The following is a 26,597-nucleotide window of genomic DNA, read 5'->3' as shown; positions in this document are numbered from 1 at the left end:
GTGAGGTCCTGTTGTTGATGGCCACCGCCGCGGCCTGGACCACATCCTCGCGGGCGCAGAAGCCGTCGATGCCTGTGATCGGCTATCTTTGTCCGGAATCGCCGGAGTTGTTTGGCAGCCGGCTGAACGCTTTCCACCAGGGACTTCGTGAAGCCGGCTTTGTCGAGGGCCGCGACGTTGCGATCGAATATCGATGGGCCAATGGGCAATATGCCCGGTTACCTGCACTGGCCGGCGAATTGATCGCGCGCGACGTCGATGTGGTGGTTGCGCCCGGCGGCGCGCCCGTCGCGCTTGCCGCCAAAGCTGCCGGCGTCACCAAGACAATCGTTTTCGAGATGGGCGGCGACCCCGTTCAGCTGGGTGTGGTGGACAGCCTGTCGCGGCCGGGAGGCAACATCACGGGAATCTCGAGCCTGAGCGTTGACGTGTCGCCGAAGCGGCTCGAGTTGATGCACGAACTTCTGCCGGCGGCGAAAACGTTGGGGGTCGTGACCAACCCGACAAGTCCAACGGCCAGCTCGCAACTGCAGAGGCTTCAGGCCGCTGCCGAAACTTTGGGAGTCCATCTGCAGATATCGAGGGCAAGCAAGGAGGAGGAGTTCGAAGCCGTATTCGCTTCCGTAGCGAGAGAGTCGACAAACGCGCTTGTTTTCACCTCCGATCCCTATTTTGCATTTCGCAGCCGGCGATTGGCCGATCTCGCACTGAAGTATCGTGTTCCCGCAATCACGCAGACCCGGGATTTCCCGACAGCCGGAGGCTTGATGAGCTACGGCGGAGATTTCGTGCAGTCGCATCGACGCGCGGGCGTCTATGCCGGCCGGGTTCTGAAGGGTGAGAAGCCTGCCGATCTTCCGGTCCAACTGGTCACCAAGGTCGAGTTCGTCATCAACCTGAAGACCGCCAAACTGCTTGGCCACGAGTTCTCTGCTTCAGTCGTCAGCGGCGCAGACGAAGTGATCGAGTGATTAATTCGTTCATGAACCCGGTCGTCCGGCCGGCACGGACTGAGCGGTCCGGCCGGACCGTGACATCGCGTGCGCTCACGGGCTCAACTGTTGGGCTGTAGAAACGCGCCGTATTGCTTGCTCGTGGCGACCGCGGCGGCCGCCTGTCCGATGACACGCATTGCCGCCATCATCGGCCACGGCCCAAGGCTCACCCTGCGAACACCGGCACGGGCGAGCTCCCCGATTTCGGGCACGCCCTGCGTCACCATGATGTTGACGGGCAGGGGCGTCAGCTGAACCAACCTCTCGATCAGTGCAAGGTCGGTGAGGCCCGGCACAAAAATTCCGTCGGCGCCCGCATCGGCATAAGCTTCCGCGCGCCTTGCCGCCTCATTCAGGCATTGCTCGGGCGAGCCGAACTTCAGCAGAAACGGATCGGTTCGCGCATTGATGAAGAGATGAACGCCGAGTTTCTGCGCGGCGTCCCGTACCGCCCTGATCTTCGCGGCATGCTGCTCCGGAGCGACGAGCTGCCGCTTTCCGCCGACAAGCCCGTCCTCGATGTTGATGCCGATCGCGCCGGCCTTCAGGATCCTCGCCGCCGAATGCGCGGCGGCATCCGGCGTGTCGCCATATCCCGCCTCCAGATCGATCGACAGCGGAACCGGCACCGACGCGGTCATCCGCGAGACCAAGCCTTCCACGATGTCGAGCGGGGCATTTTCGCCGTCGGCGTAGCCGAGTGCGGCCGCGACCGCGCCGCTGCTAGTTGCGATGGCCGGCGAAGTCTTCGCGATCGCCTTGGCGGTGGCGACGTCCCAGGCGTTGAACAGGACGAGCGGATCGCCCTGCTTGTGAAGTCGGTGAAACGCTTCGGCGTAGTGCTGCTGTGTCGTGGCGTCCATTGCGCGCACTCCTGGTCAGAGAATTCGAAGGATGGTGTGGCTGACGCGGCCGCAGGTGGTGGCGTCCGTTCAGTCGGCGGCGTGCGTTGTGAACCAGTCCATGATCAGACCTGTGACCTCGGCCTCACGCTCGAGGTGCGGGAAGTGGCCGACATCGGGCAGGACGATGCGCCGATGTGGTCCCTTGAAGAGCGGCTCTTCCTTGATCGAATACCGCGCCGTCGGATCGTTGCCGCCATAGATTGTCAGCGTCGGTGTATGCATGTCGTTGATCGGTAGGCGGCCCGCAACTCCCGCATCGACCAGGCCATTGTAGTATTTCAGCGCCGCCTTCATGGTGCCGGGAGAGCTGAGCGTCTCCTTGACCGAGCGGAGATGCTCGTCGTTCTGCAGGGTTGGCGACCACAGCTTCCAAAGGTAGTCGACGAAGGGAAGGCCCTCGATGTTGACCGCCGAGTGAGCGCCAGGCACCGTGAAGAAATAGACATGGAAAACCGATCGAACGGCATCGGGATCGCTCCGGAGGCTTGGGATTGTGATCGGGTGCGCGGTGTTCATGACCACCGCGGCCTTGATCGCCGACGGCGCCGTGGCCAGTGCCTGGAAGGTTGACGTACCGCCCCAATCCATGCCGACGACGTAGGCCCGTCCGTCGTCGCTCAGCGCCGCGATCAACGCTTCGAGATCCTGGCCCAGCGCGATCGGATCGAAGATGCCGTCGGCCGGAATCTCGGTCGGCGCATAGCCGCGCAGGAACGGCGCGACCGCGCGATAGCCGGCATCCGCGAACACCTGCAGCTGCTTTCGGTACGACCAGGCGTTGTCGGGAAAGCCATGCATGAACATGACGAGCGGTCCGCTGCCTTGTTCGAGATAGGCAAATCGCACGCCGTTGGCCTGCACGTATTTCAGGGCGGGTTCGCTGCCGGCGGCGTCACGCGTTGCCAGTGCGGTGCTTCGGGTCGTCATCGCTGCTCTCCATTTGTGTCGTCGTTGCGCTGCCGGGCAAATATGTGCGCAGCGCACATATATGGTCAAGTTGTTTTTTGTGCGCAGCGCACATATTATTCCCGGCATGGAACACGGAATCGCTAATCTGCTGGGCGCGCTGTCGCTCGCTGTCATGGATCGTATCGAGCAAGGCGCGCGCGAGGTCGTCGGTCGCGGCGGCGAAACGCCCGCGGCGCTCATCGTAATCGGCTATGGTCAGGGCATGACCAACGACAAGCTGAGGCGGATCCTTGGCCTGTCGCACTCCGGAACGGTCCGCCTGGTCGATCGGCTGGTTTCGGATCGGCTTGTCGAACGCCGGGCCGGCAAGGACGGCCGCGAGGTCGCCTTGCACCTGACGGCATCGGGCGCCGCGTCCCGCAACGAACTGCTGGCGTCGCGGATTTCGGCCGTGACGTCGCTGCTCGACGTGCTGTCGGTCGCTGAGCGGAAGCAGCTCGCAACGCTGATCCGCGAGCTGCTGGCAAGGCAGGATACATCAGAGATGGATCGCTTCACGATCTGCCGGATGTGCGACGACCGCGTCTGCACCAATTGCCCGTTGCCGACCAACAAGGGCCAGCACGCGCGCTAGAGAGGTTACTCTGAATCGAGCGGCCAACTCCGCTCACCTCGCCCCGCGTGCGGGGAGAGGTCGGAACGCATCGCTAGATGCGTTCCGGGCGAGGGGGAGTTTCCGCAAACACAGCTATCACCGCTTATGCGGAGAGTGCCCCTCACCCCAACCCTCTCCCCGTAAGAACGGGGAGAGGGAGCGCGGTGCCATCGCGGCCGCTATTCGACCTCATCTCCTCACGCTCCAGCAGCTTGCCGTCAGCGCGCGCTCTTGCCCGCCATGAACACGTACATGTCCCAGAACGTCTCGGGATGATCGACCTCGAAGCGGTGCCACTGATCGAGATTGGTCTCGTCGGCCGTGCCCTGAAACTGCTTGCGGAATCGGTCGAGGACCGCCGGATCGTCAAACGGCTCGAACCCCTCGAACGACAGGCCATGCTCGTTCAGGAATGCCGCGATCGCCGGAATCGTCAGGCGGTGTTCCATGACGTTGAACAGCAGATCGCGGCAGCCGCTCATGCTGTAGAAATCCTTGGCGCCGATCAGCGGCTTCCATTTGTCAGCTTCGCGGAAGATGTCCTGCCGGCAACGTCTGATGTCGTCGGCGGTGGCGCGATAATTGCGCGCCGCGATGCGATCGCGGGCCTCGACGATGACCCGGCGCGCCAGATCGCTGTAGAGCCCGATGCGCATCGTGCCGCCCGGCCGCAGCAGCGAGACCAGCACGCGCCAGCCGGCCAAGGGTTCGGCAAGATGATGCAGCACGCCGACCGACTCGATGCTGTCGAAGCTGCGATCGATCGAAGCCAATTCCAGGATGTCCGCCTGCGCATACTCGATGTTGCGCAAGCCGAGCTCCCGCGTCTTGCGGCGCGCATAGGCGAGGCTGGTCATGCTGATGTCGACGGCAAGCAGGCGGGCGTTGGGATAGACCTGCGCGATCTGGATCGCGTGCGAGCCGGTGCCGCAACCCGCGATCAGGATATCCCGTTCGGCTCGCTGGTCCGCGGTTGCGACGGTCCTTCCCCGCGCCCGATCGGCGGCGAAGGCCGTCAACGGGTTGACGGTCCAGCGCGGATAGGGATTTTCCTCGTATTGGCGCATCACCTCGACGGACATGTCGTTCCTGATCGGAGTGAGCGCTGCAATAGCGCTGCGCTCTTCGATCTCCTCGCGCGGCTCGCGAAGCTGCACCCGCAACAGGCCGGCGACGGCCGCGGGCCAATCCCGGCGCAGCAGCGCGTCCGCCGTCGGCAAGGCATGAAGCGGGAAGTAAGTAGCGACAACGGCGAGCGTGAGCGGCGTGATCGCAGCGCCCGATGCCAGGTCCTGCAGCAACCGGTCGCGCAGCGCGCCCGCGCCTTCGCTTTCCGCCGCGCTCTGCGCATAGACATATTCGTTGATGAAGCACTGCCGCGCGAGCGCGCAGGCAAAGGCTACGATATCGTCGTCGACGTCATCCTGATCCGGCTTGCTCGCGAGCCGCAACAGCTCGGCCCGCGCATATCCGAACAGCACCTCAAGCTGCATGCTCGCCAGCGTCGTCGTTTCCATCGCGCAGCGCAGGAACAGGTCGTTCGCGAGCGGGGCGACGCCTTCGCTGCCGAACAATTCGACGCTTGTGACCGGTAGCGGCCACTTGCTTGCAATCCGCCCGACATAGCTGGTGACGGTCGGGCTCTGCAGGATGAAGCCGACCGCCTTCGCGTCCATGCCGAGCGCCAGCGCCTTGCTGAAATGCGCGGCCGCCTTGCTGCGATTGCCCAGCGCCTGGTAGGAATTGCCCGCGTTGTAATGGCAGGGGGCATTGACGTCGTCCGCAGCAATCGCTTTCGTGAACATCTTCGCGGCAGCCCGGTGATCGCCGGCAGCCTGCGCCATCAGGCCGAGAAGATTCAGGCTCTGCACATGGCCAGGCTCGCGCGCGAGAATCTGCCGGCAGATCTCCTGCGCTTCGTTGAAGCGGCGCATCCCGTAGAAGCGGCTGGCCTCAGCGGCGAGGCCGCCAATGCTGACACCCGTGGAGCCGAAGGCAGGTGCGTTTTTGCTGGACGCGTCCCGTTGCTTCCCGGCGGCACGCCGCTCTTTTCGGTTCATGTTCCGTCAACTGGCCCAAGCTGCAAGACGCGGTGCATCAACCACCACGCCCGGGAAGACATAGGGCCGATCGTCTTTGTGGCCAAGGACAATCTGGCTTCAGCCCGGGATCCGCACCGGCAGGTTCTCGATGCCGCGGACGAAGCTGGAATAGACCCGCTTCGGCTCGCCGACCACCTCGATGCGGTCGAAGCGCTTCAGCATCTCTTCCCAGACGATCCGAAGCTGCAACTCGGCGAGCCGCATGCCGACGCAGCGGTGGATGCCGAAGCCGAACGACAGGTGGATGCGCGGCCGCGGGCGGTCGATGATGAACTCGTTCGGACGATCGATCACCTCGTCGTCGCGGTTGCCGGAGACGTACCACATCACGACGCGGTCGCCCTTCCTGATCGTCTTGCCGCCGATCTCGGTGTCCTGAAGCGCGGTGCGCCGCATATGCGCCAGCGGCGTCTGCCAGCGGATCACCTCCGGCACCATGGTGTCGATCAGTGCGGGATTCTCCTTCAGCTTCCTGAACTGGTCGGGATGCTCGTGCAGCGCCAGCACCGAGCCGCTCATGGTGTTGCGCGTGGTGTCGTTGCCGCCGACGATGAGCAGGATGATGTTGCCCATCAGATTGTCGGGGTCCATGTGCCGCGTGGCGTCGCTATGCGCCATCATCGACAAAAGGTCGTTGCGCGGCGGGGCGTTGACGCGCTCGTTCCAGAGCTTCGAGAAATAGGCGTAGCACTCGTCCATCTCCTGCCGCCGCTCCTCCGGCGAGTTGACGACGCCGCTCTTCGGCAGCGCGGTGGAGACGTCGGACCAGCGCGTCAGCTTGCGCCGCTCCTCCCAGGGGAAGTCGAACAGCGTCGCCAGCATCTGGGTGGTCAATTCGATCGAGACGCGCTCGACGAAGTTGAAGGTCTCGTTGCGCGGCAGATTGTCGAGCACGCTGGCCGAGCGCTGCCGGATCAGCTTTGCCAGCTCGTCGAGATGCGTGGGCGTGAACATCGGCGACACGGTCTTGCGCTGATGGGCGTGCCTCGGCTGGTCCATCGCAATGAAGCTCGGATAGTCGTAGCCGGGCGGCACGTCGCGGATCGAGATGCCGCCGAGCGTGGAGTCCGAGGAGAAGATGCCGTGGCTAGTGTCGACATGCATGATGTCGTTGTACTTCACCACCGACCAGTACGGCTCGATCGGCGCATTGGTGCAGTAGTGCACCGGCTCTTCCTTGCGCAGCCGCTCGAACCACGGCCACAGCGTGTCGTTCTGGAACAGTTTTGGCGCGCCGGGATGAAAATCCTTGAGCGGTGTCGAATACGCTTCCTCGCGGGCCTGGCGCAGCAGCTCGGCCCGGTCGGCACGGATGGCGGTCTGGACGTTCATGTTCCTTGATCCCGTTGGCTCGCGACGCGTCAGGCGGCGATGCGCACTGGCAGCGTCTCGTAGCCCTTGATGAAGCTGGAATACACCCGCTGCGGCTCCTCCACCACCTCGATGGTGTCGAAGCGCTTGAGGATCTCCTCCCAGATGATCTTGAGCTGCAACTCGGCAAGCCGCAGGCCGACGCAGCGGTGGATGCCGAAGCCGAACGAGATATGGGTGCGCGGCCGGGCGCGGTCGATCAGGAACTCGTAGGGCTTCTCGATCGCTTCCTCGTCGCGGTTGCCCGAGACGTACCACATCACCACCTTGTCGCCCTTCTTGATCTGGCGGCCGCGGAATTCGTAGTCGGCGAGCGCGGTACGCCGCATATGGGCGAGCGGCGTCTGCCAGCGGATCACCTCGGGCACGAAGCTGTCGATCAGCGCCGGGTTCTCCCGCAGCTTGCGGTACTGTTCCGGATGCTTGCTCAGCGCATAGATGCTGCCGGACAGCGTGTTGCGCGTGGTGTCGTTGCCGCCGACGATCAGCAGGATCAGATTGCCGAGGAAGTTCTTCGGGTCCATGTTCCGCGTGGCGTCGCTGTGCGCCATCATCGAGAGCAGATCGCTCTTCGGCGGCTGGCTCGAGCGCTCCTTCCACAGCCTTGCGAAATAGTTCGCGCATTCCATCAGCTCGGCCTGCCGCTCGTCTTCGGTGGCGACGAGGCCGCCGGCGCCGGGCAGGGTGGTCGCGACGTCGGACCAGCGCGTCAGCTTGCGGCGGTCTTCCCAGGGAAAGTCGAACAGCACCGCGAGCATCTGGGTCGTCAGCTCGATCGAGACCTTGTCGACCCAGTCGAACACCTCGCCGCGCGGCAGATTGTCGAGGCACTCGGTCGAGCGCTTGCGGATGTTGGTGGCGAGCTCGTCGAGGTGCGTCGGCGTGAACATCGGCGCCACGGTCTTGCGCTGCGCGGAATGGCGCGGCTGGTCCATCGCGATGAAGCTTTCGCGGCGCAGATCCGGCGGCACGTCGCGGATGGTGATGCCGCCGAGCGAGGCGGCCGAGGAGAACACCGAGTGGTTGGTCTCGATGTCCATGATGTCGTTGTAGCGGGTGATCGACCAGTACGGACCGAACATCGAGTCCTTGCAGTAGTGCACCGGATCCTCGCGGCGCAGCCGGTCGAAATACGGCCAGAAGGTATCGGTCTTGAACAGTTCGGGATTGCCGGGATCGTAGTCCGAAAGCGCAAGCGAGTTGGCGCGTTCGCGTGCGGCGTCCAGATTCGTGTTGTCGACGAGATCGATGGTCCCGTGCATGAGCGGCTCCTCAACCGTTTGACCTGCCGGGGCATGGCCGGCGCGGCATGTTTTACCGAATTACATTCTCATTCCGCGGTTTGCGCAAGGGCTCTCGACGCGCATTTGGCCGCATTGATGTCAGGCCAAAGCGGCCGAATCCGGGCTTTTCCGGTGGGGAAGGGGCCGCGGCCGCGACCACGCCCGTTTGAAACGGCGTTTGATTTGGCCGGGCGGCGGCGTGCGAACGGTGCGGGTGCCGTTTATTGACTGCCGGTCTTCTCGCCGGCGGGCTTTTCGCAGGGGTAGGTGTCCTGCATCCCCCACAGCAGCAGCAGAGCGATCACCATCTCACCTTTCGCCGAGCGCTTGTCGGCGGACTTGAGCATGATCACTTCGGTCTGCTCGCTGCTCAGTGCGAGGTCGTCGGGCATGCAGAACAACAATTGGCCGCCATGCCGTTTCAGCCAGGCATTGGACGCCATCAGGCCGCCCCTGACGCCGTCGAGGTACATGTGATTGAAGATGCGGAAATTCTCACTCTTTGGATTGCGATAGGAATCCAGCCGCACGTCGACGGCAGCGGCCGGAGCTGCCGTGAGCGCCAGGAGGCATGCCGACAGGATCCATCTGGTCATCGCTGCGGTTTCCTCGCTTTGCGGCGGCGTCTTCGCCTCCATCGCCTGATCGTTAAGTATGTCATTGCCGCCCGGGGGTTCGACGCCGGCGGTCGATCGAGGACTGCGCGCTTTCCGGCATTGCCGTTAAGGCATGGCCAACCGCATCCCGCCAAAAATCGGCCGGCGATCTCGACCTTGTGTGAAACCTGGATCACACTCGCGACGACAAATCTGTGCTTTTGATACCCAGAGATTGTCCCGCCAGGAGCCATCCCGTGAACGACATGAGCTGGACCCCGCTGGGTCCGCCGCAGCCGCCTCCGCAACCGGCCCCGCCGCCGATGCCGGTGGCGTTTTCAGGGAACCGGAAGGAATTCTTCCGCCTGGTTGCGCGCGGCGCCGGGCTCGAACTGGTCACGGTCGGCTTCTACCGGTTCTGGCTCACCACCGACATCCGCCGTCATCTGTGGTCGAACAGCCAGATCGATGGCGACGCGCCGGAATATACCGGCCGCGGCAAGGAGCTCCTGATCGGCTTCCTGGTCGCGCTCGCGATCCTGGTGCCGATCTATCTCGGCTATTTCCTGATCGGCATCGAGGCGGAGCATCTCAAGGCGTTCGCCTCGCTGCCGCTGGTCGCCTTCTTCTATTTGTTCGGCCAGTTCGCGATCTATCGCGCGCGGCGTTACCGCCTGACCCGCACGGTGTGGCGCGGCGTCCGCTTCTGGATGAGCGGCTCGGGCTGGGTCTATGCGCTCAAGGCCTCGCTCTGGGGCGTGCTGGTCGTGATCACGCTCGGCCTCGCGCTGCCGTGGCGCGAGGCGGCGCTCGAACGCTACAAGATGCGGCACTCCTATTACGGCGACCTTCAAGGCTCGTTCGACGGCCGCGGCTGGGAGTTCTTCAAGCGGGGCTGGTGGCTCTGGGTCCTGATGCCGTTCGCGCTCTACAGCACGATCTTCGCCCCGTTCGCCTATGCCGCGTTCAAGGCGGTCGAGTGGCGCTGGTGGCTGTCGGGAATCCGTTTCGGCGAAGTGAGGCTGGAGTCCACGCTCCGCCGCGGCGCGCTGATCGGCCTGTACTGGAAGGTGATCGGCTGGGTCATGCTGCTCGGCGTGGTGTTCGTGGCCTATCTCGCGCTCTGCACCTTGCTGGTCGCCAGCATGGACGGCTCCTCGATCGCGGACTTCTTCAGGACCGAGGCGTTCGCCAAGAGCATTCCGCTGATCGTGCTGCTCGGCATCGGCTACCTCGCCTTTGCGCTGGCGCTGAACGTGGTGTTGCGCGTTTATCTGATGCGCGATCTCTGGGTCCGGGTGCTGTCCTCGACCATCGTGCACAACATCGGCGCGGCCGCCAACGTCACCGCGCGCGGCGAGCTCGCCAACGCGCTCGGCGAAGGCTTTGCCGACGGCCTCGACGTCGGGGGCTTCTAGCTCCATGGAATCCGATTCCGGTCAGACCAATTCCGCGGCGCCGGCTCCCGGCGGCGTCTTCTTCGACGGCCTGTCGAACCGGCGGCGCATCGTCGCACTCAGACTGTCCGACGCACTGGAGATCCGCGAAGACGGCGCACTGCTCGCGCGCTGGGTGTTTCACGACATCCGCCGCGCCGACAGCCCGTCCGGCCTGTTGCGGCTGAGCTGCCTGACCGCACCGCCTTTGGCGCGGCTCGACATCCGCGACGCCGGGCTGATCGCCGCGCTGGTCGCGCGCTGCGATACGCTCGAGGAAGGGCTGCCGAACCGCAGGGGCGTCGCCGCGATCGTCGGCTGGTCGCTCGCGGCCGCGGTGTCGATCGTGCTGGTGGTGCTGTTCGGCGTGCCGCTGGCCGCCGAGCGGCTGACGCCGCTGGTGCCCGACTCGTTCGAGCGTCGCATCGGCGATGTCGCGGAGGCGCAGGTCAAGGTGCTGTTCGACGGCAAGCCCTGCAGCAACCCGGCCGGCCAGGCGGCCTTCGCGAAGCTGGTCGGCAAGTTGCGGCAGTCCGCGGGCTTCGACACATCGGTGCAGTCGGGCGTGCTGGCGACATCGGTGCCGAACGCCTTCGCGCTGCCCGGCGGCAAGGTCTATCTGTTCGACGGGCTGCTGGAGAAAGCCGAGAACCCCGACGAGATCGCCGGCGTCCTGGCGCATGAGCTCGGTCATCTCCGGCACCGCGACAGCATGCGCGAATTGATCCACAACGGCGGCACCTCGTTCCTGATCGGGCTGTTGTTCGGCGATGTCACCGGCTCCGGCGCGCTGATCTTCGCCTCGCGCTCGCTGGTGACGTCGTCCTATTCGCGCGACGCCGAGACCAACGCGGACAGCTTCGCGATCGAGACCATGCACAAGCTCGGCCGTCCGGCCAAGCCGATGGGCGAGCTGATGTTCCGCGTCACCGGCAAGGAGGGCGGCAAGGGGCTCTCGCTCGTCTCCAGCCATCCCTTGACCGAGGACCGCCTCGCGCGCATGGACAAGGCCGATGCCGCCAGCCGCCCCGATGGTCCGCCGCTGCTGTCATCGGCCGAATGGCAGGCGCTGAAGGGCATCTGCAGCGGCGCCGGCAAGGTGTGACGGCGCAGCCGCCGACGGTCGCTCTCTACTTCACCAGCCGGAACTTGCCGCCCTCGACCTTGATCAAGAACGCCGAACGCTCGTCATAGCCGTTGTGATCGGTCGGGCTCATGGTCGAGAGGCCGTTGTTCAGGTAGACGTCCTTGCCGCGCTCGAGCTCGTCGCGCAGCGCGGCGCGGAATTCCGCCGTGCCGGGCTTTGCGGTCTTCAGCGCATTCGCCGCCGCCCGCTTGAACAGCGTGACGGCGTCCCACAGATGCGCGCCGAAGATGTTCGGCTTCTGCCCGTTGGCCTTCTCGTAGGACGACACGAACTCGTCACGCACCTGGCGGAACGGATCGTTCGCCGGCAGATCGTCGGCGATGGTGAAGGCTTCGCCGGTGAAGATCGCGCCCTCGACATTGGCGCCGCCGAGCTTGATGAACTCCTCCGAGGCCACGCCATGGGTCTGGAAGATCTTGCCGGCATAGCCGCGGCTGCGCAGCGCCTCCTGCGGCAGTACGGCGGGCGTGCCGGCGGAGGCGATGAACACCGCTTCCGGATTGGTCGCGATCACCTTGAGCGCCTGGCCCATCGCGCTGGTGTCGGCCCGCGCATAGACCTCATGCGTCGTCACGGTGAGGCCGAGCTGCGGGGCGAGCCGCGACACCTCCTTGTAATAGCCTTCGCCATAGCCGTCGGAGACGCCGATATAGCCGAGCGTCTTGATGCCGGACTTGGCGATGTATTTCAGGATCGCCGCCGCCATCAGGTCGTCATTGGGCACCACCTTGAACGCCCAGCGGCGGCGGTCGTCCATCGGCTGCACGATCGCGGTCGCCGCCGCGAGCGAGATGATCGGCGTCTTGCTCTCCACGGCGACGTCGAGCATCGGCATAGTCACCGGGGTGAGCGAGGAGCCGATCAGGATATCGACGCCGTCCTGGATCACGAGGCGCCGGGCATTCTGCGTGCCCTTGGTCGGGTCGGACTCGTCGTCGAGCGCGATATAGGTCACCTTCTCGCCGCCGATCTCCTTCGGCAGCGCGGCGATGGTGCGCATCTGCGGCTGGCCGAGCGCCGAGCCCGGTCCGGATCCGGACACCACGACGCCGACCTTGATGTCGGCACGCGCGCCCGGCGCGATCAGGATCGCGCTCGCAAATGTCAACAGTCCGGCCATGGCCAGCTTCATTGCAACTCCTCCCAGCAGGTTCTTTTTATCTGCGGCCGATGATAGCCGACCGCCGTCCGGTCGCGCATCATATTGATTTCGCCCGATCCGTCTGTCCCCCTGATTGGGGACATTGGGCGGCGCGGGCAGGGTCTGCGCCTGCTCGAGTTCTGCCCTGATCGGTCGGGGTGCCGAAACGGGGAACGGGGATGGCGAGGCCGACATCGTCCGGAGCTCTTGAGCGGGATCCGCCCGTCCTCAACCTCGCGTTTACCAATCCCTTAAAGGCCGTGAGAACCAGTTTCCCTAATCGGGCGGCAACGACCTGCTGTTATTGAAGGACAGGAAAAGGGAGTACGAACCATGTTCAGCATTGTTCGGATCCTCGTCTTGATCGCATGTGCACATGCGGGATCCGTGGTTGCGGAAGTGCAGTGGGACGGCGCGCAGTCATCGCCAGCGGTCCACGTCCATGATTGAGCCTCATCCGATTGCGTCCGAGCACGCGCGCGCCATCTGCGAAGAGATTGGCGAACGGCTGCGCTATGCCCTGCGCGGCGATTACGCCGATCTGCCGCCAAGGCTGCGCGAGCTGGTCAACGAGCTCGCTCTGCAGGATTGTGAAGCGCCGTCGCTGGTGCCCACGATGGCGGCGATGACGAGACCGTTGGTCGTCGCGGCCTAGGTCATCGCCTCACGACGATCTGCCGATCCGCCGGCGTGCCCTTCAAGAGCTACAATCAGTGCACGGAAATCGGACTGAATAACGGTTGGGGAAGCGGTGAAGTCGCCGCGTACTGCAGCACCCTTGCGCTGAAGTAGGGAACAGAAGCCCGCTTACACGTTCTTCGCGACCTTCCGCGTCCGCGTTGGCCCGGCGCCGGCGATCGCCGGCTTGATATTCCATACCGCGCGCACGCTTGCGAAGGCATGGGCGATCACCGGCTCCTGGCGGCGGGCGGCGAGGCTGGCGAAGGAGAGATCGCAGGTCAGCTTCACCTTGTCGACGACCACGAACTGATGCGGCCGCGCCATCCGCGGCGCCAACACGTTTTCGCGTGCGAGGCTGAGGCAGAGGCCGGACTCGACGAAGTCGATCATCGCCTCTTCCTGGTCGGTGTAGCCGATCCGCTTCGGCAATGCGCCGAGCGGGCGGAAGATGTCGTCGAGCAGCCGCCGGTGGCCGGAGTGCGGCGGTGTCGCGAGCCAGGGCAGCTCGGCGAGCTCGGCCCAGCCCTTGCCCATCACCCGGTCGCGCCAGGCGATCGGTGCGATCACCCGGTAATCGTAGCAAAGCAGCGGGGCGAGCTGGTAGCGGCCGTCGACGATGGTCCGTTCGGTGAAGCTGTGATGGACGAGCTGGTCCTGTGGCGTGGCGTCGACATAGTAGCCGACGTCGAGTTCGCCGCGGCCGATCTGCGCCAGCACGTCGTCGCTCACGCCATGGCGCAGGAAGACTTCGGTGCGCTGAGAGGACATCGCAAGGCTGCGCACGAACGGTCCGAGCCGGGTGAATTCGGGGTCGAGGATGGTGCCGACGCGCAGCGTGCCGCGCTGTGCCTCGTTCAGCGAGTCCGCCATCGCCTTGAAATCGGAGGCGGCCGCGACCGCCCGGTGCGCCAGCGGCAGCAGCGCGGCGCCGGCCTCGGTCAGGGTGAATCCGGCAGGTGTGCGGTTGAACAGCTGCAGCCCGGTGCTTTCCTCGAGTGCCTTCAGCTGCAGGCTGACCGCGGGCTGGGTCAGTTTCAGCATCGCCGCTGCGCGCGATACCGTGCCCTCACGGGCAACCGTGATGAAGCAACGCAAGGCCTGGGTACGGGGAAGCTCGATCATCGCACGTGCTTATAGCACACTTTTTTTGCGCGCATCCGACCTGCGTCGTGCATTGTCATACGATTATAATACAACCAATGCGAGAAGTCAGGACGGCCGCCACGCGATCGTGCCTTCGGTGCGCGCGCGGACCTCGGGCGAAGCAAGGCAGGTCGCGACCGCTTCATAGCCCGCCGCGCCCGGGACGGGCGTAACGCAGATCGGCCGGCTGTGATTGGCGGGGCACAGGATGATCGCTTCATCGTCGCCGACCGCGTCGAGATCCAGGATCGCGTTGGAGCGAGTGAGGAAGAACAGCGGCCGGGCCTCGGGTCCGCGGCGGCGCAGATGCGCGATGACGGCTTCCTGGCTCGCCGCATCGAGCCCTTGCTCGAGCATGTCGATCACGAGGATCGCGTCGTCGCCGGCCTCGAGCGCCGCGAGCAGGGCGGTCAGCGCCGGCGAGTCCACGGCGCCGTCGGCCAGCAGGGTGGCAAGGCTCGCCGCGACCCTGGCGTCGTGCGCCGGATCGGCATCGAGGCGCGCCCGCACGGCCGCGCCGCCGTCGGCCGCGCGGTCCAGCCCGACGAAGCTGGCGCCGGGCACGGCTTCGGCGAGCCGTTGCGCAAGGCGCGTCTTGCCGCTGCCGAGCGGGCCGACGATGTAGTTCAGCCGTTTGATGTCGCGCAGCTCGAAGCGCTCGCCGCCCCACGGCCACGGCAGATCGAACGCGACGCCGATCGCCGGCCGCGTCCGGACCGCACCGATGATGTCACCGGTCGCGGGCATCCTGCCGCCGCCAAGGTCGGCGCGCAGGCGGCGCAGTTTGGCGATGCTGTCGCCGCATTGGCGGATGCGCGCTTCGAGCATGGCCTCGTGCGCGGCCAGCACGCGGCCAAGGATGACGGCGTCGCCGTTCAGGATGCGCGCGACTTCACCGATGCTGAGGCCGAGCGCGCGCAGCTCGACGATCTCGGCGCCGCGCGCCATCTCGGCCGGACCATAGGCGCGCCATCCCGCCGGCGTGCGGCCGGGCGCGATCAGGCCGCGCTCCTCGTACAGGCGCAACGCTTTCGCGGAGATGCCGAGCTGTCTTGCAGCTTCGGACGGGCTGAGGAAACGGGCGGCAGCAGCATTCATCGAATCACCTCGCGTCGTCTGACCGCGCCTCTATGGAGGCGGCCGCAGGGGCAAGGTCAAGCGGGGAGGTGGGACCCGTCCACGGGCGGCTCCCTCACTCGCGCAACACACTCGATGTCGTCCCTGCCTAGTGCGCAATTGCGCACGGGAGCAGGGACCCATAACCACAAATGTTGATTGTTATGCACCGCTGGAACGACGAGTCCCGTCAACAACATCTGCCGCGGAGTATGGGTCCCGGCCTGCGCCTGGACGACGGCGGTATGTGTCGCGAGCGCCTGCGCTCATCGCCCACCCTCACTCCAGATGGTTCACCTTCGCCACCCAGGCGCGGACGTCGGCGAGGACGGCGGGCAGCACGGCCTTGACCTCCTGCACGGTCATGCCGGGCTTGATGCGGGGGTCGTAGAGCAGGTTGAGCAGATATTGGTCGTAGAGGTCGAAATAGCCCATCGAGACGTTGTCGTTGAACATGGTCCACGGCACGGTGGCGGTGTCGTTGATCGGGCCGAGCGACTGCAACAGCTCCTCATAGGCGCAGTCGAGGAAGACGAAATCGCCGTTGTCGACGGTGAGGATCACGTCGGAATGCTCGATCTCGTAGTTCTCGTTCTTGCGGAAGCCGGACAGGCATTGCGGGTCGAGCGAGGAGCGGATCTCCCTGGCGCGCTCCTGGCCGTAGAAGGTCGCGATCGTGCGGTACAGCTCGCGGTCGCGCACCAGCTTGACCACGACATTGGCCGCTTCGTTGTTCTCGGTCATCGCGATGTCGAGATGCTGCACCTTGCTGCGGATGTCGGCGACGACCCTGGCGAGCTGGGCCTTGCGGTCGGCGCGGCTGCCGTCGGCGAACACGCGCACCGGACTGTCATACTTGCGGATGCGGTCGACCCGCCCGGCGAGATGATATTCGGCACCGAACGCGGTTTTCAGAAAGCCCTCGACGATCTCGGCGTCGGTGAAGACCTTCTTCTCGTTGCGCTGGCGCGCGGCGATCGCCGGTACCTCGGTGGCGGCCGCGGGCAGCGCGGCATCAGCGAGGCAAGCGGCGAGCGTTGCGGCGAGAAGGACGAGGATGGAAGGACGGTGCTGGGGCATTGTGACAACGCTGCCGCAAGGCTTGCGGCAGCGCAAGGAGGGATCAAGGCGACGGGATCAGCGATCTTGCCGAATGGCGGCGCCTGGTTCCGTTGAAATCGACGCGATCAGTTGTTCTTCACCACCACGGTGGTGCCGACCGAGACCCGACCATAGAGATCGGTGACGTCGTCGTTGGTCATGCGGAAGCAGCCCGACGAGACGGCCTGGCCGATCGTCTCCGGCTCGTTCGAGCCGTGGATGCGGTAGAGCGTCGAGCCGAGATACATCGCGCGCGCGCCGAGCGGGTTCTCGATGCCGCCGTTCATGTGGCGCGGCAGATCGGGGCGGCGGCGCAGCATCTGCGACGGCGGCGTCCACGACGGCCATTCCTTCTTTGCGGAGATGCGGTGGACACCGCTCCAGCGGAAGCCGTCGCGGCCGACGCCGATGCCGTAGCGCAGCGCCTGCCCGTTCGCCAGCACCAGATAGAGCCGGCGCTCGGCGGTGTTCACCACGACGGTGCCGGGGGCGTAGTTGGTCGGGTAGTTGACGGTGGTGCGCGGGATCGGGCTTGCGCCGCCGCCGCCGAAGAAGCTCGGGGCTTCGGACTGATAGCCGCGGGAGTCGAAGAACTGGGCGTTGGCCTGACCGGCACCTGCCAGGATCGTGAGCGCGGCAAACATCAAGGCAATCGGGCGCATGGTCGTCGTCCTCGCGAACAATCAAATATGCAGTCAGAGAGGCCACAATTACCGGCGTTTCGCAAGCGACGAAGCCGTGACCTCAGGCATTTTCGAACAACACGGTTTAAAAAGGCAACAGATCGGAAGCGATACCTGCATTGTCCGGCCAAGCCTTTGACGAAGCGGCTGAAGAATGGTTGATCTGGAGCGTTTTCAAGCGAAGTGGGTACCGGTTCGCGTCAAGAAAACGCGACCAAACAAAAGCTGGAGCGTTTTCAAGCGAAGTGGCCACCGGTTCGCGTGAAGAAAATGCGACCAAACAAAAGGATACGAGCATGATCCGATTCGATCGGATCGGATCATGCTCTGAGCGACCTCAAGAACATCTCGAAACGGGAGCGAGAGCATGAATGGTGCGGAAAGTCTGGTGCGGACATTGGTCGCAGGCGGCGTGGATGTCTGCTTTACCAATCCCGGCACCTCGGAGATGCATTTCGTCGCGGCGCTGGACAAGGTCCCGGGCATGCGCTGCGTGCTCGGTCTGTTCGAAGGCGTGGTGACCGGTGCGGCCGACGGTTATTTCCGCATGAAGGGAACGCCGGCCTCGACGCTGCTGCATCTCGGGCCCGGCCTCGCCAACGGCCTTGCCAATCTGCACAACGCCAAGAAGGCGCATTCCGGCATCGTCAACATCGTCGGTCAGCATGCCACCTACCACATCGGCTACAATGCGCCGCTGACGTCAGACATCGAGGGCCTGGCGCGGCCGATGTCGTCCTGGGTGCGCACCTCGCCGGATGCCAAGTCGGTTGCGGCCGACGGCGCGGCCGCGATCGCCGCCGCCAGGAGCGCGCCGCCGCAGATCGCAACCCTGATCCTGCCGGCCGACACCGCCTGGAACGAAGCCGACGGCATCGCCGAGGTGCCCGTGGACACGCAGCGCCCGAGCTATTCGCCGCAGGCGGTCGATACCGCGGCGAAGATCCTGCACGGTGATGCCGCGCATACGCTGCTGCTCGTCACCGGCAGCGCGCTGACCGAGCACGGGCTGGCGCTCGCCGAGCGCATCGCCGGCAAGACCGGCTGCACGGTGATGGGCCAGACCTATCACCCGCGCATGGCGCGCGGCCGCGGCCGCTTCTCGATCAACCGCATTCCCTATGTGATCGAGCAGGCGTTGCCGATCCTGAAGAAATTCCGTCACATCGTGCTGGTCGAGGCCAACGATCCCGTGGCGTTCTTCGCCTATCCGAACAAGCCGAGCATGCTGAAGGCGGAAGGCTGCGAGGTGCATCGCATGACCGCCTGGGGCGAGAATTCGGTTGCGGCGCTCGAGGCGCTCGTGGGTGCGCTGCATGCGACCGCGCAGGACGTGAAGCCTCAGCAATTGCAGGAACTGGTCAAGCCGACCGGTGCGCTCGACCACGCCACGATCGCGCAGGCGATCGCGTGCGCGATCCCCGAGAACGCCATCATGGTCGACGAATCCGTCACCACGGGCCGCGGCTTCTTCCCGCCGACGGCAGCGGCCGCGCCGCATGACTGGCTGCAGAACATGGGCGGCTCGATCGGCTTCTCGACGCCGGTGGCAACCGGCGCCGCGGTCGCCTGTCCGGACCGCAAGGTGATCTGCATGGTCGGTGACGGCAGCGCGATGTACACGATCCAGTCGCTGTGGACCCAGGCGCGCGAAGGGCTCAACGTCGTGACCATCGTGTTCGCCAACCGCATCTATCAGATCCTGCGCGGCGAGTTCGACGGCGTCGGCGCCGGCGAGCCGGGCAAGCGGGCGCAGGACATGCTGAAGATCGATCGGCCGACGCTCGACTTCGTCGCACTCGCCAGGGGCATGGGGGTACCGGGCAGGGCGGTGACGACCGCCGACGAGTTCAACAAGGCGCTCGCGGAAGCCGTCGCGGAGCCGGGACCGCGGCTGATCGAAGTGCAGATGTAGAGGCGTAGCTGAAAGGCCGCGGCGGCGGCCCAGTCCAGTCGGAGGCGTCGATGCAGACCGAGCTGAACAAGGTGATCGCCGCCGTGGAGGAATTCTATGCGCAGGAGATGTTCCTGCTGGAGCGCGATCTCGGCGAGCGAACGCTCACTCACCGGCTGGCGGTCTATGTCGAGCGGCAATTTTCCGGCTGGCAGGTCGATTGCAACTACGACCGGCTCGGCGAGCGCACGCTGCGGCTGCCGCGCGGCTCGGGGAGCTCGACCGACGACCATCTCGGCAAGTCGATCTATCCCGATATCGTCGTGCATCAGCGCGACATCCCGAACAATCTCCTGGCCATCGAACTGCGCAAGGACAGCAATCACCAGCCGATCGAGCACGATCAGCGCAAGTTGCAGGCGCTGACCGATCCGAATGTCTGGTTTGCCTATGCGATGGGCGTGCTGGTGATCGTCGGACAAAGCGGGGTGAGCTTCTCCGAGGTCTATGCCGGCGGAGCCATCGATAGCGCGACTTCGCTCTGGTTTGCCGAGCGGCTACGCGAGAGCGGGCTCGCGAACAGGCGCGACGATGGCGCTCCGCATTAAGTCTATTGGTGAATCTTTCCTCGCGTTTGCAGTGATAGCCCGTTTGGATCATGCGTCGCCCCTGCACGCGCGGCACAACAGAAGGTGCGGGAGGTGGAGCAATTCCTGGAGCTGGTGGTCAATTTTCAGAACGATCCGATGGCGGTGCGGATTATCAGCTCCGCAACTCTTTCGCTCCCCCTCCCGCACCTGAATTCGCTGGTCCAACGCTCGCTGGTCCAGCCCGCACTGATCCAACTTCCACTGCCCCAACTTTCCACTGCCCGAGGTGGTCGGCGCACTCGATTGCGACGCGACGGGCCGAGGCAACATCCGCACCGAGACAGTAAAAAGGCCGCCTTCGGGCGGCCTTTTCCGTGCTCGACAAGTCCGTGCTCGGCAAGTCCGTGGTCGCCAGTTGGATCACCAAGCGCGATTGTTTCTGTTTATTGCTTGGCGGCATCGCTGCCGGTCCCGGCAGCGCCGGTCGCGGCGGCACCGGTCTTGGCGCTCGATTTCTTGGCGGTCTTCTTCGCCTTCTTCTTCGGCGCCTTGGCCGCCTCGCCCTTGGTCGCGGTGTCGCCGCTTTGCGCGGCGGGCGCCGGGCTGCCGCCCGCCTTGTCCTGCGCGAGCGCGGTGGACGAGACGAAGGCAAGGGCGGTGGCGGCGAGGATCAGTGTTCGCATCGGATGTTCTCCCAAGTTGGTTTCCGGCGAGCCTCAACGGGACAGAATGTCGCAGGGTTCCGCGGCGCCGATCAGCAGTCCGTGAGCTCTGCGTGAACGGCATGGCCGCCGCGGAACCGGGAACCGGGCGCCGCGTTGTCTGGCCGGGCAGGAGTTCCGAGGAGAGACGCCATGCGCTGGCGGTCAATGACGGAAACCACCAATACGATGCTCGACACCGCCCCCGAGGACAGCTTCTACGCGGCGGGCTGGACCATCAGCGGCGTGGCGACGCTGGCCACCATCGTCGCGATCTGGATGTTCGGGATCTGAGAGCGAACGATCCACGACAAGGCAACCGGTGCGCTATCGCCGGCGGCCGGGTCGCGGCTTGGGTCGTCCGCTACTTCCGCAAAATTGCCAGCGCTTCCCGATAGAGCTGCGAGAAGCTGACCAAGAGCGCGCTCGACAGCAGGAACATCGCCAGGCTGTCGTAGTCGTCGGGCGTCGGCCAGGAAAACTCGAAATAGGGCGGCATGAACGCCCACCAGACGATCGGTACCGTGATGATGGTCGCAAAGGCGCCGGCGGGCGCGCCGCCCATCAGGCCGGCGATCAGGATCGCCGGCACGAAGCCCGCGAAATAGAATTGCATGCCGAAGCTCGCGAACATCTCCTGGGTCGCGGTGGCCAGCACCACCGCAAGCAGGGCGACGACGAATGTCGACAAGGACCAAGGCCGCAGCTTCAAAATGTAGTCGTTGCCCTTGCGCATCCAGACTCCCGGCCCCGCGAGTTCCGGGAAGGTAGCCGAGGAGGCCTGCAAACAAAACCCCGTACGATTCCGAGGGGCAGGGTTGTGTTCGATACAGTGAAAAGGAACCGGCCCGGTCAAGCCGCCGCCGCATTGTCGCGCATATTGCATTGCGGCACGGTGATTGGGGGCAACACGATGCTCGAGCTTCTGATTGTCGCTCTCGTCGCCGGGATCGGGTTCGTAGCCGGGTACGGCGCACGCGAGCTGATCTCGCGCCGGCGGCGGCGATCCGCCCCGCGCGCTCACGTTCGTGCGCCGCAGGTTCGCGCCGCGAATGACGACAGCTCCGCCTCCGGCTGGTATCGGCGGACCGGCACGCAGGATGCCGTTCACGCCATCCCGCCACCCGACGAACTCGACGGCGCCGTTCGCGACCTGCTCGGCGAGCTCAGCCGGCGCACCGCCAACCCGCCACCCGCCCCGCACCGCCGCCGGCAGTGAGCCGGAATGCCGGGCCGCATCGCCGAGATCGGCGCCGCTGGCCTGCCGGTGTTTTGCGCGACGAGTTAATTCAAAATTCGGAAATGGCGTAACCCGTTGATCCGGCTTGCCTCGGCTACTTTGCATGGGGTTGTTTTCGACATTTTTGTGAGGCGGTCCCGGAGGACAGCAGAATGTCGACAATCGTTCACACCTGGCAGAGTTCAGGAGGCAGGATGGTGGACGCACAAGGGATCGAACCTTGGACCTCTCCCGTGTGAAGGGAACGCTCTCCCGCTGAGCTATGCGTCCGGGATGTGACGTGCCAAAGGCCGCTGGTCGGCGGCCGGTCGAGTGTGGCGCTTCGTCAGAGCGTGCGATTTACGAAGTGCCGGGCAGGGGTGTCAAGCCAAGACCTGCGGGAATCAGGCCCCTTGCTGGCGGGCGCGGGAGGCGTGTGACTGCAGCGCCCGGATGCGCTCGGCGAGCGTGCCGCCGCCCTCGGGCATCCCGCTGCCCGGCGAGGCGCCGTTGGCGGGCTTGGCCGCCGCCTTGCCCGGCACCGTCGGCTCCGCCGCCAGCATGGCCTCGATCGCCGAATTCGGGCCCTCGAGCTGGATCGCGAGCTTGGCCACCTCGGCGGCAATGTCGTTGATGCGCTCGCGCAGCAGCGCATTCTCCATCCGCTCGGTCGCCCAGGAGCTCTCGGCCTGCTGCTGGATCGCGTTGATGTCGCGCTGCAGCTTGCCGCGTTCGTCGCTGACGGTGCGCAGCTGCTCCTCGACTTGAGCCTTCTCTTGGCGCAGCTTGTCGAGCGCGGAGGATTTGCCGCCGCCCACTGCTGCGATCTCCTCGCGCAGCTCCTGCACCGTCCGCTCGGCGGCGGCGTTGGCCTGCTTCAACTGGCCGTTCTCGAATTCGCGCTCGGCAAGCAGCTTGCCCTGGGTCGCAAGCCGCGTTTCGAGGTCGTTGACCCGGTTGCCGAGCATCTCGGCTTCCTTGACCTGGGCGACGAGCTGGCGGTCGAGATCGGTGACGCGCTGGCTCAGATTCTCGACCCGGCCGCGTGCGTCGGTGAGATCGCGCGTCGCGGTTTCCGACTGGTTGCGCTCCTGGGCGAGGCGGGCTTCGGTTGCCGCGAATTCCCTGGCGGCATCGCCGACCCGGTTCTTCAGCTCCTCGACCTGGGTCCGCACCGCGACCAGTTCGATCTGGCGGCTGTCGGCGGTCATCGCGCGGTCGTTGAGCTCGGCGTTGATCTTGCCGAGCTCGCCCTGCTTGTCGGTCAGCGCCTGCTCGGCGTTGCGCAACAGCTCGGTCTTGGCCGAGAACTCTTCCTCGGTGGCGCGAAGCTGATCCTTCATCGCCTTTTCGCGCGCTTCCAGCGCGAAGATCGCGGCGTTCTTCTCGCCGAGCTCGATCTTCATGCGGTTGATCGCATCGGTCTTCTTGCCGAGCTCGGCGAGCTGGCTCGTGGTCTTGCTCTTGAGCTGGTCGACGCTCATCTCGAGCCGGCGAGCCGACATGGCGAATTCGGCGCGGAGCTGGTCCTTGTCGGCCTGGATCTCGGCCATCGACAGCGGGGTGGCCGCCTCCATGCGGCGCGTGGTCAGCCGTACCGCCCGGTTGTGCACCAGCGGAACGATCATCAGGCCGCACAGCATCGAGATCAGGAAACCGATCGCCGCGTACATGATCGGCTCGATCATGAAGGGTCACTCCAAGAAAAGAAGGAATTTGTTAATCACAATGCCACGGCGGGCCAGCCAAAGGCCAGCCCGATTGCCGCGTTAACCTGAATTGCTAACCGTGCCGGAGCGCCGGCCTCATCACCCGATCAGGGCTGCGACCTCGCGCTTCGTTCCGATTGAATCGGATCGAGGCTCCAGATTCTGTCCTGACGCGTCTTCTTGATGCGAACCGGCGTCCGCTCGGCTGGAAACGCTCTAGAACGGGTTCCAGGTCGCGCGCGGGGTGAATTTGAGATAGCCGACGCTGGCGCCGAGCCGCAAGCCGATGCCCGAGCGAATCGGGACCAGCACGATGTTGTTGGCGGTCAGCGCCGTCATGCCGAAGCCGCCGACGATATAGGCCGAGCCGTCGATGCCGACGAAGCGCTGATAGATCGCCTGGGTCGAAGGCAGGTTGTAGACCAGCGTCATGGTCCTCGCGCCGTCGCCGCCCCAGTCGAAGCCGACCGAGGGACCCTGCCAGTAGACCCTGAGGTCGCCGGCGTTCTTGGTGTAGAGCGTGCCTTCGCCATAGCGCAGCCCGGCCACGAAGGCGCCGGAGCCTTCCTCGCCGAGCACATAACCATTGGGCAGGCCCCACTGGCTGACGGCGCGCTCGATGACCGAGGCGAGTCCGCGCGAGACATTGCCGAAGAACTTGTGTCCGGCATTGACCAGTTCGTCGGGCCCGTAAGTATACGGGGTCGGCTCACGCTGTGGCGGCGGATATTGCGGTGGCGGGCCCTGCTGCGCGGACGCCCCTGCGCTCCAGCACATCAGCGCGGCAAACGCGACCGCGGCAAGGCGTGATGCGAAAGTCATTAAGAACCCCTGCTATCGAAATCCGGGCGCTGCCCTTTAACCTGATGCCAACAGGCACGGCTCTAGGTTGCGCCCGGTGTCCCCTCGACTCGGATGTTATCGGTATCAACTATGACGGCACAACGGCAGGAAAGATATGGATCGTGCCGGGGGATGGCGTTTTTCGGCCTGTTGGCGGGCATTTTGGCGGCCATCTGGCCGTCCTTGCCTGTTCAGGCCATCACAACCGAGCGCGTGGTGACGAACCGCTACTCCGGATTGGCGATCGAGGGATTCGACCCCGTCGCCTATTTCACCGACGCCGCCGCCACCCAGGGGCGGCCGGAATTCGAGGCCGCAGAGAACGGCGTGGTCTGGCGTTTCCGCAACGAGGGCAACCGCGCCTCGTTCGTGGCGCATCCCGAAATCTATGGCCCGCAATTCGGCGGTTACGATCCGACCGATCTGGTGCGGGGCGTCACCTGCGCGGGCAATCCGCGATTCTGGGCCGTGGTCGGGAATAGGCTTTACCTGTTCAACCGGGAACGCAGCCGTGACGCGTTCGCCGCCGATCCCGCGCGCTTTTTGAAGGAAGCCGCGGCGCGTTGGCCGGAGCTGGAAGACAATCTCGCGCAGTGATTACGGCGCCGCGGCCGGATCGCCCCAGGCAATGAATTCCGGCACCAGGAAGTCTTCGCGGCCGAGCCCGAAATGCAACGGGCTGCCGTTCGAATCGGTGACCTTGCCGCCGGCCGCAACGACGACTGCGTGCCCGGCCGCCACATCCCATTCCGATGTCGGCGACAGGCGGGGATAGATATCGACTTCGCCCTCGGCGACGCGGCCGAATTTGACGGCCGAGCCCAGTACGGCGCGGACCGCGCCGCCGCGCGCGTCGATGAAGGCTTCGGTGCGCGCATCGCCATGCGAGCGGCTCACTGCCACCGTCCATGGCGCGCCGCGCGGCGGGCAGGGACGGGTCTTGATCGGCACCGCCTGCGAAACCGCGCCGCCCTGCAGCGTCAACCGCTCCGCGCCCTTGCCGACGATGCCGCGCCAGATCAGGCCGAGCGCCGGTGCGCCGACGATGCCGAGCAGCGGCACGCCTTGCGTGACCAGCGCCACATTGACGGTGAATTCATTGCGGCCGGCGACGAACTCCTTGGTACCGTCGAGCGGATCGATCAGAAAGAAACTGTCCTTGTAAGGCGGCGTCGCCAGCTGGACGCGCTCCTCCGACAGCAGCGACACCTGCGGCGCGAGCCGCGTCAACCCTTCGACGATGATGTGGTCGGCGGCGAGATCGGCCTCGGTAACCGGCGAACCGTCGCTCTTGCCGGTCACATTCATCGCGGAACGATTGACGGCAAGAATTGCCTCGCCGGCGCGGATCACAAGTTCGGTCAGCGATTCGAGCAGCGTGGCGGCAGTCTCGCACCCGATCAGGGACGGTTCTGCCTTATTCATGTGCGGGTCTCATGTCAGCGGGTCGCATATCCTGTTTGTGTTCCCTTATCAGTCTTGCCGCAAGCTGGCAGCATCCGTCTGCGCGGTGTATCAAGCCCACAGGCATGCGTGATTCGCACTCCTCGGTCGGCGTGCGGCTTTCCAGGAAACAATTGATGTCTGGCACTTCGTCTCCCGGTCCCGCTCCCGACGCGCTCGAACTCGCGGCGCTCTTGTGCTCGCGGGTCTGTCACGATCTCATCAGTCCGGTCGGCGCGATCGTCAATGGGCTTGAGGTCCTTGACGACAATCCCAAGCCCGAAGACCGCGACTTCGCGCTCGATTTGATTCGCAAGAGCGCCAAGACCGCTTCGGCGCGGCTGCAGTTCTGCCGGTTGGCGTTCGGCGCGGCCGGTTCCTCCGGCGCGCAGATCGACCTCGGCGATGCCCAGAACATGGCGAAGGGGCATATCGAGGACGGCAAGGTGACGCTGACCTGGAATCTGCCGCGGCTGCTGTTGCCCAAGAACCGGGTCAAGCTGCTCTTGAACATGCTGGTCATTGCGCAGCAGACCATTCCGCGCGGCGGCACGCTCACCATTGACCCGGTCGGCGAAGGCGAGGCGATGAGCTTCCGCATCACGGCCGCGGGCCTCAATGCGCGCGTGCCGCAGAACATCGTCGATCTCCTGAATGCAACCTCGCCGAACACGGTCGATGCGCATGCGGTGCAACCGCACTACACCCGCCTGCTGGCGGAAGCCTGCGGGCTGAAGGTGACGCTCGCGCTCGACGGCGACAAGGTCATCATTGCCGCGGCCTGACCGCGGCCGCGCCGATATCATTAATCAAAGGTTACGACCGGCCGCGCGATTCGATCGCGCGGCCTTATCTCTTTGTTGATCCCGTTCCTTTCCATTTGCTCAACCAAACTTAAACGCTTTGCGGAGAAGCTGACCTGAGTTCCGTCAGG

The 26,597-nt window shown here is 65.2% G+C and carries 27 protein-coding genes and 1 tRNA gene; 11 read left to right on the top strand and 17 right to left on the bottom strand.

Translation table 11 applies throughout. The features are described from left to right. The first annotated feature begins 17 nt into the window (after positions 1-17). Positions 18-971, top strand: coding sequence for an ABC transporter substrate-binding protein (locus tag ACVW1B_RS25520; RefSeq protein WP_456823067.1), 954 nt, complete (start codon positions 18-20; stop codon positions 969-971). Positions 972-1,054: 83 nt separating this feature from the next. On the opposite strand, the gene ACVW1B_RS25515 is transcribed toward ACVW1B_RS25520, so the two are convergent. Together ACVW1B_RS25515 and ACVW1B_RS25510 are read right to left on the bottom strand one after the other, a co-directional pair. Then, positions 1,055-1,858, bottom strand: coding sequence for an isocitrate lyase/PEP mutase family protein (locus tag ACVW1B_RS25515; RefSeq protein ID WP_456822384.1), 804 nt, complete (start codon positions 1,856-1,858; stop codon positions 1,055-1,057). Between the two features lie 69 nt (positions 1,859-1,927). Then, positions 1,928-2,827 carry an alpha/beta fold hydrolase gene (locus ACVW1B_RS25510; RefSeq protein ID WP_092090084.1) on the bottom strand — a complete coding sequence of 300 codons (900 nt, stop codon included), beginning with the start codon at positions 2,825-2,827 and terminating at the stop codon, positions 1,928-1,930. 106 nt (positions 2,828-2,933) lie between these two features. Here ACVW1B_RS25510 and ACVW1B_RS25505 point away from each other — a divergent pair, with 106 nt between their 5' ends. Continuing rightward, complete coding sequence (locus ACVW1B_RS25505; RefSeq protein ID WP_310880180.1) at positions 2,934-3,443, top strand: MarR family winged helix-turn-helix transcriptional regulator; 510 nt, start codon at positions 2,934-2,936, stop codon at positions 3,441-3,443. Positions 3,444-3,682: 239 nt separating this feature from the next. Here ACVW1B_RS25505 and ACVW1B_RS25500 read toward each other — a convergent pair whose 3' ends face one another. The 4 genes from ACVW1B_RS25500 to ACVW1B_RS25485 all read right to left on the bottom strand — a co-directional run bounded on the left by ACVW1B_RS25500 (position 3,683) and on the right by ACVW1B_RS25485 (position 8,816). After that, positions 3,683-5,524, bottom strand: a complete 1,842-nt coding sequence (locus tag ACVW1B_RS25500; protein ID WP_456822383.1) for a methyltransferase domain-containing protein — start codon at positions 5,522-5,524, stop codon at positions 3,683-3,685. A gap of 99 nt (positions 5,525-5,623) precedes the next feature. After that, positions 5,624-6,898, bottom strand: a complete 1,275-nt coding sequence (locus ACVW1B_RS25495; RefSeq protein ID WP_456822382.1) for a cytochrome P450 — start codon at positions 6,896-6,898, stop codon at positions 5,624-5,626. Positions 6,899-6,927: 29 nt separating this feature from the next. After that, positions 6,928-8,199, bottom strand: a complete 1,272-nt coding sequence (locus tag ACVW1B_RS25490; RefSeq protein WP_253607290.1) for a cytochrome P450 — start codon at positions 8,197-8,199, stop codon at positions 6,928-6,930. A 242-nt stretch (positions 8,200-8,441) separates the two neighbouring features. Then, on the bottom strand, positions 8,442-8,816 hold the full coding sequence (locus ACVW1B_RS25485) for a hypothetical protein (RefSeq protein ID WP_253607291.1): 375 nt from the start codon (positions 8,814-8,816) through the stop codon (positions 8,442-8,444). Between the two features lie 266 nt (positions 8,817-9,082). Between ACVW1B_RS25485 and ACVW1B_RS25480 the strand changes: the two genes are divergently transcribed. Further along, the gene (locus ACVW1B_RS25480) at positions 9,083-10,234 is read left to right on the top strand and encodes a DUF898 family protein (protein ID WP_310880306.1); all 1,152 of its coding nucleotides are present in this window, start codon (positions 9,083-9,085) and stop codon (positions 10,232-10,234) included. 4 nt (positions 10,235-10,238) lie between these two features. Beyond that, positions 10,239-11,357 carry a M48 family metallopeptidase gene (locus ACVW1B_RS25475; protein ID WP_310880176.1) on the top strand — a complete coding sequence of 373 codons (1,119 nt, stop codon included), beginning with the start codon at positions 10,239-10,241 and terminating at the stop codon, positions 11,355-11,357. A 25-nt stretch (positions 11,358-11,382) separates the two neighbouring features. Here the strand turns inward: ACVW1B_RS25475 and ACVW1B_RS25470 are convergent, their stop codons facing one another. Then, positions 11,383-12,531, bottom strand: a complete 1,149-nt coding sequence (locus ACVW1B_RS25470) for an ABC transporter substrate-binding protein (RefSeq protein WP_057019298.1) — start codon at positions 12,529-12,531, stop codon at positions 11,383-11,385. 451 nt (positions 12,532-12,982) lie between these two features. On the opposite strand from ACVW1B_RS25470, the gene ACVW1B_RS25465 reads away from it, so the two are divergent. Beyond that, positions 12,983-13,195, top strand: a complete 213-nt coding sequence (locus ACVW1B_RS25465; RefSeq protein ID WP_310880175.1) for a hypothetical protein — start codon at positions 12,983-12,985, stop codon at positions 13,193-13,195. A gap of 152 nt (positions 13,196-13,347) precedes the next feature. Here the strand turns inward: ACVW1B_RS25465 and ACVW1B_RS25460 are convergent, their stop codons facing one another. The 4 genes from ACVW1B_RS25460 to ACVW1B_RS25445 all read right to left on the bottom strand — a co-directional run bounded on the left by ACVW1B_RS25460 (position 13,348) and on the right by ACVW1B_RS25445 (position 17,243). Then, a complete protein-coding gene (locus tag ACVW1B_RS25460; RefSeq protein ID WP_253607295.1) occupies positions 13,348-14,343 on the bottom strand; it encodes a LysR family transcriptional regulator in 996 nt (331 codons plus the stop codon). A gap of 87 nt (positions 14,344-14,430) precedes the next feature. After that, the gene (locus tag ACVW1B_RS25455) at positions 14,431-15,462 is read right to left on the bottom strand and encodes a MerR family transcriptional regulator (RefSeq protein WP_256558659.1); all 1,032 of its coding nucleotides are present in this window, start codon (positions 15,460-15,462) and stop codon (positions 14,431-14,433) included. Between the two features lie 297 nt (positions 15,463-15,759). Continuing rightward, positions 15,760-16,560, bottom strand: coding sequence for a DUF2927 domain-containing protein (locus ACVW1B_RS25450; RefSeq protein WP_253607297.1), 801 nt, complete (start codon positions 16,558-16,560; stop codon positions 15,760-15,762). Between the two features lie 107 nt (positions 16,561-16,667). Next, the gene (locus tag ACVW1B_RS25445; protein ID WP_310880174.1) at positions 16,668-17,243 is read right to left on the bottom strand and encodes a L,D-transpeptidase; all 576 of its coding nucleotides are present in this window, start codon (positions 17,241-17,243) and stop codon (positions 16,668-16,670) included. A 388-nt stretch (positions 17,244-17,631) separates the two neighbouring features. Here ACVW1B_RS25445 and ACVW1B_RS25440 point away from each other — a divergent pair, with 388 nt between their 5' ends. Continuing rightward, positions 17,632-19,179, top strand: coding sequence for an acetolactate synthase large subunit (locus ACVW1B_RS25440; protein ID WP_456822381.1), 1,548 nt, complete (start codon positions 17,632-17,634; stop codon positions 19,177-19,179). A gap of 50 nt (positions 19,180-19,229) precedes the next feature. Continuing rightward, a complete protein-coding gene (locus ACVW1B_RS25435) occupies positions 19,230-19,766 on the top strand; it encodes a hypothetical protein (protein ID WP_456822380.1) in 537 nt (178 codons plus the stop codon). Positions 19,767-20,191: 425 nt separating this feature from the next. Here the strand turns inward: ACVW1B_RS25435 and ACVW1B_RS25430 are convergent, their stop codons facing one another. Next, a complete protein-coding gene (locus ACVW1B_RS25430) occupies positions 20,192-20,431 on the bottom strand; it encodes a hypothetical protein (protein ID WP_225160571.1) in 240 nt (79 codons plus the stop codon). Positions 20,432-20,602: 171 nt separating this feature from the next. Here ACVW1B_RS25430 and ACVW1B_RS25425 point away from each other — a divergent pair, with 171 nt between their 5' ends. After that, positions 20,603-20,743 (top strand): hypothetical protein, encoded by a 141-nt coding sequence (locus ACVW1B_RS25425; protein ID WP_225160572.1) that lies wholly within the window; start codon positions 20,603-20,605, stop codon positions 20,741-20,743. 70 nt (positions 20,744-20,813) lie between these two features. Here the strand turns inward: ACVW1B_RS25425 and ACVW1B_RS25420 are convergent, their stop codons facing one another. Further along, positions 20,814-21,185, bottom strand: coding sequence for a DUF4118 domain-containing protein (locus ACVW1B_RS25420; protein WP_092090069.1), 372 nt, complete (start codon positions 21,183-21,185; stop codon positions 20,814-20,816). Positions 21,186-21,269: 84 nt separating this feature from the next. On the opposite strand from ACVW1B_RS25420, the gene ACVW1B_RS25415 reads away from it, so the two are divergent. Then, the gene (locus tag ACVW1B_RS25415) at positions 21,270-21,668 is read left to right on the top strand and encodes a hypothetical protein (RefSeq protein WP_456822379.1); all 399 of its coding nucleotides are present in this window, start codon (positions 21,270-21,272) and stop codon (positions 21,666-21,668) included. Positions 21,669-21,884: 216 nt separating this feature from the next. On the opposite strand, the gene ACVW1B_RS25410 is transcribed toward ACVW1B_RS25415, so the two are convergent. From ACVW1B_RS25410 to ACVW1B_RS25400, 3 genes are all read right to left on the bottom strand, one after another. Then, positions 21,885-21,959 (bottom strand) — tRNA-Val (locus ACVW1B_RS25410). Between the two features lie 113 nt (positions 21,960-22,072). Next, positions 22,073-23,356 carry a hypothetical protein gene (locus ACVW1B_RS25405; protein ID WP_456822378.1) on the bottom strand — a complete coding sequence of 428 codons (1,284 nt, stop codon included), beginning with the start codon at positions 23,354-23,356 and terminating at the stop codon, positions 22,073-22,075. Between the two features lie 237 nt (positions 23,357-23,593). Beyond that, the gene (locus ACVW1B_RS25400) at positions 23,594-24,199 is read right to left on the bottom strand and encodes a DUF1134 domain-containing protein (RefSeq protein ID WP_016843676.1); all 606 of its coding nucleotides are present in this window, start codon (positions 24,197-24,199) and stop codon (positions 23,594-23,596) included. A gap of 153 nt (positions 24,200-24,352) precedes the next feature. Here ACVW1B_RS25400 and ACVW1B_RS25395 point away from each other — a divergent pair, with 153 nt between their 5' ends. Continuing rightward, positions 24,353-24,817 (top strand): YHS domain-containing (seleno)protein, encoded by a 465-nt coding sequence (locus ACVW1B_RS25395; RefSeq protein ID WP_310880172.1) that lies wholly within the window; start codon positions 24,353-24,355, stop codon positions 24,815-24,817. On the opposite strand, the gene cysQ is transcribed toward ACVW1B_RS25395, so the two are convergent. Beyond that, positions 24,818-25,645 (bottom strand): 3'(2'),5'-bisphosphate nucleotidase CysQ, encoded by an 828-nt coding sequence (cysQ, locus tag ACVW1B_RS25390; protein WP_456822377.1) that lies wholly within the window; start codon positions 25,643-25,645, stop codon positions 24,818-24,820. A 155-nt stretch (positions 25,646-25,800) separates the two neighbouring features. On the opposite strand from cysQ, the gene chpT reads away from it, so the two are divergent. Next, positions 25,801-26,448 (top strand): histidine phosphotransferase ChpT, encoded by a 648-nt coding sequence (chpT, locus tag ACVW1B_RS25385; protein WP_310880170.1) that lies wholly within the window; start codon positions 25,801-25,803, stop codon positions 26,446-26,448. Positions 26,449-26,597 lie beyond the last annotated feature (149 nt).

The sequence above is a fragment of the Bradyrhizobium sp. USDA 4502 genome, assembly GCF_054063355.1.
This window is presented reverse-complemented; position numbering and strand designations above follow the sequence as displayed.